Source organism: Rodentibacter rarus (assembly GCF_001998965.1).
Classification (GTDB): Bacteria; Pseudomonadota; Gammaproteobacteria; order Enterobacterales; family Pasteurellaceae; genus Rodentibacter; species Rodentibacter rarus.
Map to the genome: position 1 here is coordinate 1 of NZ_MLHJ01000117.1, position 12285 is coordinate 12285.

13 protein-coding genes and 1 pseudogene are annotated in these 12285 nt (G+C 41.2%); 5 read left to right on the forward strand and 9 right to left on the reverse strand.

Features of this window, described 5'->3' with window-relative positions; translation table 11 throughout:
- Positions 1–299 (forward strand): annotated as a pseudogene (locus tag BKK50_RS13260) (transposase); the annotation flags it as partial.
- Positions 300–418: 119 nt separating this feature from the next.
- Here the strand turns inward: BKK50_RS13260 and glmS are convergent.
- The 9 genes from glmS to BKK50_RS10490 all read right to left on the reverse strand — a co-directional run bounded on the left by glmS (position 419) and on the right by BKK50_RS10490 (position 8452).
- Positions 419–2251 (reverse strand): glutamine--fructose-6-phosphate transaminase (isomerizing), encoded by a 1833-nt coding sequence (glmS, locus tag BKK50_RS10450; protein ID WP_077417809.1) that lies wholly within the window; start codon positions 2249–2251, stop codon positions 419–421.
- Between the two features lie 55 nt (positions 2252–2306).
- Positions 2307–3080, reverse strand: coding sequence for a DeoR/GlpR family DNA-binding transcription regulator (locus BKK50_RS10455; RefSeq protein ID WP_077417811.1), 774 nt, complete (start codon positions 3078–3080; stop codon positions 2307–2309).
- Positions 3081–3213: 133 nt separating this feature from the next.
- On the reverse strand, positions 3214–3486 hold the full coding sequence (locus tag BKK50_RS10460; RefSeq protein ID WP_005641275.1) for an HU family DNA-binding protein: 273 nt from the start codon (positions 3484–3486) through the stop codon (positions 3214–3216).
- A gap of 147 nt (positions 3487–3633) precedes the next feature.
- Positions 3634–4236 (reverse strand): YjaG family protein, encoded by a 603-nt coding sequence (locus tag BKK50_RS10465; protein WP_077417813.1) that lies wholly within the window; start codon positions 4234–4236, stop codon positions 3634–3636.
- Between the two features lie 9 nt (positions 4237–4245).
- Complete coding sequence (gene hemE, locus BKK50_RS10470; protein WP_077417815.1) at positions 4246–5313, reverse strand: uroporphyrinogen decarboxylase; 1068 nt, start codon at positions 5311–5313, stop codon at positions 4246–4248.
- Positions 5314–6114, reverse strand: a complete 801-nt coding sequence (nudC, locus tag BKK50_RS10475; RefSeq protein WP_077417828.1) for an NAD(+) diphosphatase — start codon at positions 6112–6114, stop codon at positions 5314–5316.
- Between the two features lie 87 nt (positions 6115–6201).
- Positions 6202–6969 (reverse strand): amino acid ABC transporter ATP-binding protein, encoded by a 768-nt coding sequence (locus BKK50_RS10480; protein WP_077417817.1) that lies wholly within the window; start codon positions 6967–6969, stop codon positions 6202–6204.
- A gap of 9 nt (positions 6970–6978) precedes the next feature.
- Complete coding sequence (locus tag BKK50_RS10485) at positions 6979–7695, reverse strand: amino acid ABC transporter permease (protein WP_077417819.1); 717 nt, start codon at positions 7693–7695, stop codon at positions 6979–6981.
- Complete coding sequence (locus tag BKK50_RS10490; protein WP_077417821.1) at positions 7679–8452, reverse strand: amino acid ABC transporter substrate-binding protein; 774 nt, start codon at positions 8450–8452, stop codon at positions 7679–7681. The genes BKK50_RS10485 and BKK50_RS10490 overlap by 17 nt, the downstream gene beginning before the upstream one ends.
- A gap of 256 nt (positions 8453–8708) precedes the next feature.
- Between BKK50_RS10490 and BKK50_RS10495 the strand changes: the two genes are divergently transcribed.
- From BKK50_RS10495 to BKK50_RS10510, 4 genes are all read left to right on the forward strand, one after another.
- A complete protein-coding gene (locus BKK50_RS10495) occupies positions 8709–9590 on the forward strand; it encodes a pirin family protein (RefSeq protein ID WP_077417823.1) in 882 nt (293 codons plus the stop codon).
- 145 nt (positions 9591–9735) lie between these two features.
- Positions 9736–10320: a Crp/Fnr family transcriptional regulator gene (locus BKK50_RS10500; protein WP_370597117.1), complete on the forward strand. Its 585-nt coding sequence runs from the start codon at positions 9736–9738 to the stop codon at positions 10318–10320.
- 122 nt (positions 10321–10442) lie between these two features.
- Positions 10443–11510 (forward strand): peptide-methionine (R)-S-oxide reductase MsrB, encoded by a 1068-nt coding sequence (gene msrB, locus BKK50_RS10505; protein WP_077417825.1) that lies wholly within the window; start codon positions 10443–10445, stop codon positions 11508–11510.
- A 91-nt stretch (positions 11511–11601) separates the two neighbouring features.
- Positions 11602–12069 (forward strand): redoxin domain-containing protein, encoded by a 468-nt coding sequence (locus BKK50_RS10510; protein WP_077417827.1) that lies wholly within the window; start codon positions 11602–11604, stop codon positions 12067–12069.
- Positions 12070–12285 lie beyond the last annotated feature (216 nt).

Consider the following 12285-nt stretch of genomic DNA (forward strand, 5'->3'; position numbering starts at 1 on the left):
AAAATTTTGCGAATTTATACTTGTGAATAAAGGTTGGGAAAATGACCGGAGGAATATTATGACATTTTTTGATTATCCTGCAGATATTCAAAAAGTGATTTATACTACAAATGCGGTGAAATCGCTTAATAGCGTGATTCGTCGGGGAGTAACACCTTTCCAACGAATGATTCCATCTTTAAGGTGATATGGCTGAGATGGAAGAGACATAAAAATGGGCAATGCCAATTAAAAACCGGAAACAGGTTATGAATCAATTTATGATTGATTTTGGAGATCGCCTAGAGGACTACTGTTAAGCTGAAATGGGTGTTTATATATAATTTGGGATAGGATCGATCACATTTGAGCCCTGTACAGTACAGAGCTCAATATTTAGCTTAATTTATAAACTGTCCAAATTTATGGGGTAAATTATTTATTCAACGGTCACCGCTTTTGCAAGGTTGCGAGGTTGATCCACATCTGTCCCCTTAATTAAAGCCACGTGATATGCGAGTAATTGCATTGGCACAGTATAGAAAATCGGTGCAATAATTTCATTCACGTTTGGCATGGTGATAATTTTCATGCCCTCCGTTTCACTAAACCCAGCCTCTTTATCCGCAAAGACATATAGCTGACCGCCACGGGCACGCACTTCTTCAATATTGGATTTCACTTTTTCTAATAAATCATTAGTAGGTGCGACTACAATCACCGGCATATCCGCATCAATTAGTGCCAATGGACCGTGTTTTAATTCCCCTGCGGCATAGGCTTCTGCGTGGATATAAGAAATTTCTTTTAATTTCAACGAGGCTTCCATCGCAATCGGGTAATATTCGCCACGGCCTAAGAATAATGCGTGGTGTTTTTCAGCAAAATCTTCTGCAAGCAGTTCAATGTCTTTGTCAAAAGCTAAGGATTTTTCAATATCAGCCGGGAGAGAATGCAATGCTTTAACAATCTCTTTCTCTTTTTCATCAGAAATATTGCCATTGAGTTTACCCATTGCGGTAACCAACATCAGCATTGCCGCAAGTTGGGTTGTGAAAGCTTTTGTTGAAGCCACACCAATTTCTACCCCTGCCCGTGTCATAAAGGCAAGATCCGATTCACGCACAAGGGAGGAACCTGCGACATTACAAATGGTCATTGCCGCCATATAGCCTTTTTGTTTCGCTAAACGAAGAGCAGCAAGGGTATCAGCCGTTTCACCGGATTGAGAAAGAGTGAGCAATAGGCTATTTGGACGAGTAACAAATTTGCGATAACGGAATTCGGAAGCAATTTCCACATCACAACTGACGCCGGCAAGGGCTTCAAACCAATAACGAGCAACCATACCTGCATTGTAAGAAGTACCACAAGCCACAATTTGTACATGTTGGACGTTCTCTAAAATCGCTTTTGCCCCATTGCCAATAGCTTCCACAATCACATTGTTGTGATTGATACGCCCTTCCATCGTATTAATCAAAGCTGTCGGTTGTTCAAAAATTTCCTTTTGCATAAAGTGACGGAATTTGCCTTTCTCTGCAGCATCATTTTCAAGGTTAGATTCATGGATTTCACGCTCCACTTTATTCCCTTGAACATCATAAATATCCACAGTACGACGTGTGATTTCGGCAATATCCCCCTCTTCCAAGAAAATAAAACGGCGGGTAACACTCAATAAAGCTAACTGGTCTGAAGCCAAGAAATTCTCGCCAATCCCCAAACCAATAACAAGAGGGCTTCCGGAACGGGCGGCGACTAAATGTGTCGGCTCACGGCGATCCATTACGACCATACCGTAAGCACCGGTCAGCTGTTTCACCACATTTTTAACCGCTTCGAGTAAAGAATCCGTACTGCGCATTTCCCATTCCACGAGATGAGCAATCACTTCGGTATCCGTTTGAGAAAGGAACACATAACCACGAGATTTTAATAATTCACGCAATTCTTCGTGGTTTTCGATAATACCATTATGAACCACCGCAAAATTGCCGGAAACATGTGGGTGTGCATTGGCTTCTGAAGGTTCACCATGGGTTGCCCAACGTGTATGTGCAATACCGGTTCCGCCAATTAACGGTTTCACCGCAACCGCTTCATCCAAAGCTTTCACTTTGCCTAAACAACGTACCCGTTGTAATTCATGTTGTTCGTTGACCACTGCCACACCGGCTGAATCATAACCTCGATACTCTAAACGATGTAATCCATTGATTAAAATTTCTGCTACATCACGTTGCGCAACTGCACCGACAATACCACACATAAGTTTTCCTTATTGATTAACACTTTAAAAAAATAATGATAATTTTGACCGCACTTTATACGCAGATGACCTCTACGCCCTGCGCCAAAATCGCCTGTTTATCTTGTTCTGACAGCCCACTATCCGTAATCAATACATTAATTTGCTGCCAGGTTAATTCTACATTGGGCATTTTTCTGCCAATTTTCTGAGATTCCACCATCACGATCACTTCTCGTGACACCTCGGCCATCACTTGGCTTAACCCCACTAATTCATTAAAGGTGGTGGTTCCTCGTTCTAAATCGATGCCATCGGCACCAATAAAAAGCTGATCGAAATCATAAGAACGCAACACCTGCTCCGCCACTTTACCTTGGAAAGATTCAGAGCGGGTATCCCATGTCCCCCCGGTCATCAGTAATGTTGGTTCATTTTCTAAAGCCCGTAGTTCTGTTGCCACCGAAAGGGAGTTTGTCATCACAATTAACCCCTGTTTTCGATTAAGCTGTTTAATTAACGCCGCTGTCGTGCTACCACTATCGACAATAATCCGATTATGATCACGAATTCGCTCTGCTGCCGCCTTGGCTATGACAAACTTTCGTTTCGAAAGTTCTTCATTTTCGTTTTCATCAATCATTTCTTTCGGCATTAAGATTGCACCGCCATATTTACGCAATAAAAATCCGCTACTTTCCAACGCTGTTAAATCCTTGCGAATTGTTACTTCTGATGTGTCGAATAACAGAACTAGTTGTTCTACACTTACTTCACCTTGCTGTTGTAAAAGTTGCATAATGGCGTGTCGGCGTTGTTGTGTATTACGAGGCTGGAAGTTTCGTTTCATTTGATGATATTTAAAATTTTATGGGGATAAATTTCGATTCGGAAGTTTATAGAAGCGTAATGTTTTTGTAAAGCGATTTTAACCAACAAAAAACCCTGTTAAAAAACAGGGTCTATCATCATTCTCATATCAATTATTTGATGGCATCTTTTAATGCTTTACCGGATACGAATGCTGGAACTTTAGAGGCTGCAATTTGAATTTCCGCACCGGTTTGTGGGTTACGACCTGTACGTGCAGCACGCTCATTTACTTTGAATGTACCGAAACCGATTAATTGTACCGGCTCACCTTTTTTGAGACTTGCAGTAATCGCATCTAAGGTTGCTTCTAACGCTGCTTTAGCTTGTTTTTTGTTTAGCTCTGCAGCACTTGCAATTGCATCAATTAAATCTGTTTTGTTCATAACTTGTACCTTTTGTTAATTTACTTTGTTTATCTAATAAAGCGCGCTACCAAGCGTTCAGCCTAGGCAACAACAGCTGGGCGAAAGGATAATCTAACTTTTAAGGAAATAAAAGCAAGATTTTTAAAATTTGTGATAAATCTCACGTTATTGCTTAAATTCTATGCCAATGTTGGATATACATTCAGCCCTGATTTCATGTTTTAGATCCAAAATCAGTGCCACATCTCGCTTTTCACAATCTTTTAACAAGCGATAAATTTGCCATTGGATATCCAATTCCCTTTGAATATCTTCATTTTCTTTTAATTCCTGTTCTGAGAAATCACGACCATTTTCTGTTTCCAACAATAATGTCATTGTACCTAAAGAAATTTGGCTAATTTCAATGGCCTTTTCGAGGGTTTCACCGGCAATGATGGCGTGTAAAATTTCAGCTAAAGCTTCTGCGGCATCCAAGGCAGCCACCACACCAAAATTGTCGTAATCATTCACATCGGGAATAATGTTTTCTAGTTTTTCAAGCTGATTTTCAAAATTAATTTTGATATCTTTGATGGTTAAATATTCCCAAACTAAGTTGAGAATATTTTGATAGATTTTTCCTTCCCTTTCTTGATGGTGCATTTGACAAAACAATTTGAAATTAGGTGCCATACGTTCACACAATGCCGCCATAAAGGTCAAATGCTGCCAGCTTTCGAGGTTTTCTAAACGTTTATGAATAGGATTTCTTAACGCTCTTTGCATTGCGATTCCTTATTTATGGTGGTAGGTTTTGGAATAACGGTGAACCGCCTCCACAAACACTTTTGGAGCACTTTCCGGTACATCTTGATGAATACCATGTCCTAAATTAAAGACATGACCGCTTCCCTCACCAAAATCCGCTAAAATTGACCGCACTTCTTGTTCGATACGGGCAGCCGGTGCATAAAGCACACTTGGATCCATATTGCCTTGTAATGCCACTTGATGTCCAACACGCGCTTTGGCTTCGGCAAGGTTCACCGTCCAATCCAAACCAATGGCATCGCAACCGGTGTTCGCAATAGCTTCAAGCCATAGTCCTCCCCCTTTGGTGAAAAGGGTAACCGGGACAACCCGACCTTCATTTTCACGCACTAATCCTTCCACAATTTTGTGCATATATTGCAGTGAAAAATCCACATATTCACGATGCCCCAATACGCCGCCCCAAGTGTCAAACACCATCACAGATTGTGCACCTGCTTTGATTTGAGCATTCAGGTAAAGGGTGACTGCCTTGGCTAATTTCTCTAACAGTAAATGTAATGTTTGCGGTTCGGCATACATCATTTTTTTGATTTTACTGAAGGTTTTGCTGCTGCCACCTTCTACCATATAAGTAGCTAATGTCCATGGACTTCCTGAAAAACCAATAAGCGGCACTTCCCCTTTTAATTCACGGCGAATGGTACGCACCGCATTCATCACATATTGCAATTCTTGTTCAGGATCAGGAATAGGAAGATTTTCAACCGCACTTTTACTTTCAATCGGTCTGGCAAATTTCGGCCCTTCCCCTGCACCAAAGCTTAACCCTAAGCCCATCGCATCGGGAATGGTTAAAATATCAGAGAATAAAATCGCCGCATCTAAATCATAACGGCGAAGTGGCTGCAAAGTCACTTCACAAGCCAACTCCGCATTGCGACAAAGGGACATAAAATCCCCCGCTTGCGCACGGGTGGCTTTATATTCAGGTAAATAACGCCCGGCTTGGCGCATCATCCATACCGGAGTGCAATCCACCGGTTGGCGGAGTAGGGCTTTTAAGTAACGATCATTTTTGAGTGCAGACATTTAACTTTCCTTTTTGTGATCTGCGGCTTGGCAAAGCTCAAGCGTAGCATGAATTAATTTTCGTGCGATAGTACCTGTTGGCGGTAATTCTGGCAAGGGCTGATGATAAGAAAACCATTGCGCATCGTGAATTTCCGCTTCTTGTAATTGAATCTCGCCACTCTCATAATCCGCCAAAAAACCCACCATTTGTGAGTTGGGAAACGCCCAAGGCTGGCTGCCAAAATAACGAATATTTTTGATTTTAATCCCCGTTTCTTCCCACACTTCACGCATAACCGCCTGTTCAAAAGTTTCCCCTGCCTCCACAAAACCGGCAAGGGTGGTGTACACTCCACCATTTGGTTGATAATGACGTTTGTGATTGGCTAGTAAAATCTGCGTGCCACGGCGTACAGCGACAATAATAGAAGGGTGAATAACCGGGTAAGTGCGATAACCACAATGGCAACATTGCATCGCCAGTTCATCTTCCGTTTGCTGATTTAAATGACCGCACCGACCACAAAATTGGTGGGTTTTCAGAAAATGATTAATTTCTATACCACGACTTAATAAATAAAATTTTTCTTCGGGAAGAAAAAGCTGATCCCGTAAATTCACATAATCCCGAGAATCTCCGCTTTGTTCTTCAATCAGCCACAAGGATTGTTCATCCCATTTGCCGATTATCATCCCCTTCAAACCAGTAAAACCCAGTGATTCTGCCGCGCCACAGGGCAACGCCTCATTCTCCAAATGCAAATGGCTCCCCTGTGTGAGGAGCCAATAACCTGAATCGTTTGACTGAATACCACGCATAAAATCTTCTCCAAAAATGACCGCACTTTGAATGTCCGTAGACCGGAGCATTGCTGTATATCGTAGCTGAAATTTTATCAGTTTTCTTTAAATATAATAATCTAAATCCATGCTCATCTTTGCCTGTAACAAAAATTGCTTTGTTCGCTCCTTCTGAGGTCTGCCAAAAAACAAGGTCGCACTGTTTTGTTCCACAATATGCCCCTCTGCCATTAAGATCACCCGATCCGCCACCTCTTTGGCAAAATTCAATTCGTGCGTGACGATAATCATCGTCCAGCCTTCTTTTGCCAATAATTTTAGGGTTTGCAATACTTCACCCACTAATTCGGGATCAAGGGCAGAAGTCGGTTCATCCAATAAAATCAGATCAGGCTGAACGGCAAGGGCACGTGCAATGCCCACCCGTTGTTGCTGACCGCCGGAAAGTTGGGAAGGAAAACACAGGGCTTTGTCTTTCAATCCCACCTTTTCTAACAAGGCAAGGGCTTTTTCACGCGCCTGGTCTTTGGGTTGTTTTTGAACCACCACCATTCCCTCCATCACATTTTCAAGGGCGGAGCGATGAGGAAAAAGGTGATATTGCTGAAACACCATGGAAGAACGACGACGCAATTTCAATTCATCGGATTTGCTGATTTTTCGGCTGAAGTCAATGTTTAAACTGCCATCAGTAAATACCAAGTGCCCCCGCTCCGGTCGTTCTAATAAATTTAAACAACGCAAAAACGTGGTTTTTCCTGAACCGGAAGGCCCTAAAATAGCGACCACTTCCCCTTTATTGATTTCAAAATCAATGCCTTTTAGCACTTGATTACCATTAAAATTTTTCTGAATATTGGTGACTTTTAACATAACAATTCCCTATAAATGGCGTGACAGACGCTTTTCTAAACGCATTTGCCCCATCGCAAGGAGAAAACAGAAGATCCAATAGATCAAGGCCGCTTCACTATAAATCAGAATAAATTCATAATTTTCTGCGGTGATATTTTGCGCCACACGAAATAACTCGGCAATCCAAACCAATGAAGCAAGGGAGGTGTCTTTTACCGTGCTGATGAAAGTATTGGATAGAGATGGAACAGAAATGCGTAGGGCTTGCGGCATAATGGTGCGAATAAAGGCTTGCGAATAATTCATTCCAATGGCATAAGAGGCTTCCCATTGCCCTTTAGGAATAGCTAAAATCGCCGCTCTCACCGTCTCTGCGGCATAGGCCCCGATATTGATAGAGAAAGCAATAATGGCGGTTGGGAAAGGATCTAGTGTGATGCCCACCTCAGGCAAACCATAGAAAATAATAAAAATTTGCACCAACATGGGGGTTCCACGAATGATCGAAATATACATCCGACAAAGGCTTTGCAAAATTTTGGTGAGAACATTGGGCTGGGGTAAGGTGCAAATCACCGCCACCATCACCGCAATCACTAATCCAAAGGAAAAAGCGATAACAGCCAGGGGAATCGTGTATAAAATGGCAGCTTCCAACATAGGCCAAAACGAGCTGATCACATAATCAGCCCGTTCTGAAGTCATAAACGGAAGGCTTGCCAGTAAATTATTGAGTAACGTCATCACCAAACCATTTAATAGAAAGTTGTTTTAATGTACCGTCTTGGCGAAGTTCTTCAAGAGCTTGATTCACTTTGGTGATTAATTCTTCTTCCCCTTTTAAGAAAGCAAAGCCGGTCGGGATTTTTTTATCGCTTTCTACGGCAATTTTTAAACCGGCATTCGGTTGTTTTTTGAGATAGTCCAATACGGCTAGTTTATCGTTCACCGTCGCATCGACACGCCCTTGTTTTACTGCTTCAAGGTTTTGTGCAAGGCTATCAACGGTCACAATTATCGCCCCTTGTTCACGGGCATCTTTGCTCCAATTGCTGGTAGCAGATTGTGCGGATTTTTTCCCTTTTAGATCCGCAAAGGTTTTAATGCTGTCATTATCGGCCCGGGTCACAATCACCCCGGCGGAGTAATTATAAGGCGCAGAATAATCATATTTTTTCAAACGTTCCGGGCTTGGATTGGTTTGGTTAGCAATCACATCAAAGCGTTTCGCATTTAAACCGGCATACATTCCATCCCATGCGGTTTCTTTAAACTCTGTTTTCCAGCCTAACTTTTGTGCAATTTTCTCAATAATTTCCACATCAAACCCAGTGAGTTTGCCGTCTTTATCGTGGAAAGTGAAAGGGGCATAAGTGCCTTCTGTTCCCACTAATAATGTTTTCGTTTTTTCTACACGGTCGGCAATTTCACCGGCGTTTACTAAGGTGGAAAACGCTAATCCTACGGAGAAAAGTGCGGTGGAAAAAAAGGATGTTTTCATAATCGTTCCTCTTAAATAATGTGTTTGCAATATTGGGATTATAAAAGCCCTATTTAACAAAAAACAAGACGATTTATTTATGAGTTAGACTGTTTAGTTATAAGAAAATGATAATAACCAAATGACTAACCCACTTTATTATTTCACAATAGTAAAATATCTTTTAACAAAAAGCCTATTTATTCACTTTCTGCTAAGCGTATAATGCACGCCATCAACAGAACGATAGGTTCTAACACAAATTAAGGAGATAACAATGAAAAAAGTCGCAAATGTTTTCAACGCACCTGAAAAACACTGGGTCGGTAATGGTTTCCATGTAGCATCAATGTTTAGTTATAACGACAAAGATAAAAATCTCGATCCATTTCTTTTAATGGATTACAACCCGCCGAAATTTTTCCAAGGCGGTCGTCGTGATAATTCCGAATTTGGTTTACGTGGCGTGGAAGAGCATCCACATCGTGGTTTTGAAACCGTCACTATCGCTTATCAAGGCGAAGTCTCTCACAGAGATTCTTACGGTGGCGGCGGTACTATCGGGACAGGTGATGTGCAATGGATGACCGCAGGCTCCGGAGTGATGCACGAAGAAATGCACTCAGAAAAATTTGCCAAAGAAGGCGGATTATTTGAAATGGTGCAACTTTGGGTCAATTTACCGGCAAAAGACAAAATGACCACACCGAAATATCAAACCATTAAATCAGCGGATATTCCGGTGGTGACACTCCCAAATAATGCGGGTTCTGTACGGGTAATTGCCGGTGAATTATTGGATACAAAAGGTTCAGCAGAAACCTTTACCCCGATTAATATGTGGGATACCACGATGAATGCAAATTCCACACACACCTTTAGCGTGCCGGAAAGTCATAATGTGGTGATCCTGGTATTAGAAGGGACAATCCAAGTCGGTGGCGATGCCATTGCCCGCCGTGGTGAATTAGTCACCTTTGAGCGTGGCGGTAGCGATGTCCTGATCGAAGCAAACAATGAAGCAAAATTGTTGATTTTGACTGGTGAACCGATCAATGAGCCAATTGTGGGTTATGGACCATTTGTGATGAATACCCGTGAGCAAATTATTGAAGCATTCAATGATGTGCACGCCGGCAGATTTGGTCGATTAGCCTAAAAAAACCACCCGAAAGGGTGGTTTTCTCTTTTCTCAATCAAAATTTTGTTACCCACTTAACACTTTTGAACTTTGCTCGTGGTATTTCTATGAAAGAATTTGTATAGTGAAACAAGCGAAAGATTTTTTAGGGATTTTTATATTAATGTTTCATTTGCCTGAAGTTTTAACGCAATGTCGTATAGCGGAAAGTAAAACACTTGAGCGTAATAGTTTGATCTACTCTCAAGGTGAAAGTGCACAAGTTTTCTACTTTTTACAGCAAGGGCTTGTGGGGCTTTACCATAGTTTAGAAAATGGAAAAGAAACACTCATCCGTTTATATCACACTAATCAGTATTTCGGCTTTCGTACGCTATTTAGTGGCACATCCTATCATTGCACCGCCCGAGTATTGCAAGATGCTGAGATCATTCGTATTCACCCGGTTTCCCAGGCCGTTTTTCTAGCAGAAAACCCTCAATTTTCACAGTATTTGATTAAACAATTAGCCAATGAACTCTATGATGCGGAACATCGTTTAACCAATACGGCTTATAAACGAAGTTATGATCGTGTGGTGGAGGCGATTACTAATTTAACGGAAAACTACCCGAATTACCCTTGGACCTATCGTGAAGTCGCTGAATTTTGTGGCTGCGAAACCGAAACCGCTATTCGTATTAGCCGAGAATTGAAAAAGCAGGGGATTTTAGATAAATCCCAACGTCATCTCAGAATTTGTGAGTAAAAAGTCCGTGATTTTTACCGCACTTTGACCTTCCAATCCTCCCTGATTTAAAAAATCGGTAAGAAATGAAGGTCTTCCTCGTCTAAAACAATATCATTTGAATATTAAAGGAGGTATTGTCAATGAAATTTTCCAAAATCTTTCTATTTTTCACCGCACTTTGTGCCACAAGCCAACCGCTCTTGGCAGTAGAAAAAACCATATCACGACAAAATAAGGAGCAAAACATGATGACAGAACATCAACAAAATCTACGTGAAATTTATTTAGCCGGGGGATGTTTTTGGGGCGTGGAAGCCTATATGGAACGAATTTATGGTGTGAAAAATGCGGTTTCGGGTTATGCCAATGGCAACAGAGATAAAACCAGTTATGCGCTACTTGCTGTCACTGATCACGCCGAGGTGGTTAAAGTCACTTACGACACCAACCAAATTTCACTGGATAAATTGCTGCAATATTATTTTAAAGTGATTGATCCAACCAGTGTAAACAAGCAAGGAAATGATAGAGGCCGTCAATATCGCACTGGGATTTACTATCAAGATAGCGCAGATAAAATCATCATCGACCGTGCGATTGCCACACTTCAAACAAAATACAAAAATAAAATTCAAATTGAAGTAGAACCCCTTAAAAACTACACCGAAGCGGAAGAATATCACCAAGATTATTTGAAAAAAAATCCCAATGGCTATTGCCATATCGACATTACCCAAGCAGACGAACCCATGATTAACGAAAAAGATTATCCCAAACCCAGCGATGAAACCCTCAAAGCCACGTTAACGCCGTTGCAATATTCCGTCACGCAGAAAAAACACACCGAACGTTCTTTCAGTAATGAATATTGGGATAATTTCCAACCGGGTATTTATGTGGATATCACCACCGGTGAACCGCTGTTTTCCTCCAATGATAAATTTGAATCAGGCTGTGGTTGGCCAAGTTTCACCCACCCTATTGCCAAAGAAGTGGTGCATTATCAAACCGATAATAGCTTTAATATGCAACGCACTGAGGTGCTAAGTCGCAGTGGTCAGGCTCATTTAGGGCATGTTTTTGATGATGGCCCAAAAGACAAAGGTGGTTTACGTTATTGTATCAACAGTGCCTCTATCAAATTTATTCCTTTGGCAGACATGGAAAAAGCCGGATATGGCTATTTAGTGAAGACCATTAAAAAATAACGTGGATCAGGTGTGTAAATGCCTTACACACCAGACAAAATATCATAGATCAACAGTTGTTTATCAGACCAATATTTTTAGCGGAAAACAAATGAAAAAATTACTCTCAATCTTATTTATGACATTCAGCCTTCAAGCTTTCGCCACCAATTTGGTGGATGTTCCTCTTAAGGATGTCAACAATCAACCGATATCCCTTGAGCAATATAAAGGCAAACCGGTGTATATCAAAATGTGGGCATCATGGTGCCCTATCTGTTTAGTCGGCTTGGCAGAAATTGATGAGTTAAGTGCTAATCCACCGCAAAACTTTACCATTATCACGGTGGTTTCACCTTCTCATAAAGGGGAAAAATCGACCACAGAATTTATTGAATGGTACAAAGGTTTAGATTACAAAAATATCACCCTATTACTGGATGAAAAAGGGGAAATCATTGAGCGTGCCCGTGTGCGTGGTTATCCTTTTAATGTTTTTTTAGATCCTGAGCTGAAGGTGAAAAAAACCGTACCGGGGCATTTAAATTCAGAGAAAATTCACCAATTTGCCGAACAATAAGATGAAAAGTGCGGCTAAAAAACTCGATGATTTTTCCGTATTATGCAGCAGTTGCACAACGTTGTTTTTTGTTATCTTGTAGGGACACACTGCGTGTGTCCGAGTTTTAACCTATTGAAATAATTTGATTTTATAACGGACACACGCAGTGTGTCCCTATGTTTTGGTTAAAATTTCTGTTTTATGCATTTGCTACATAATACCGGAAAAAGCCAT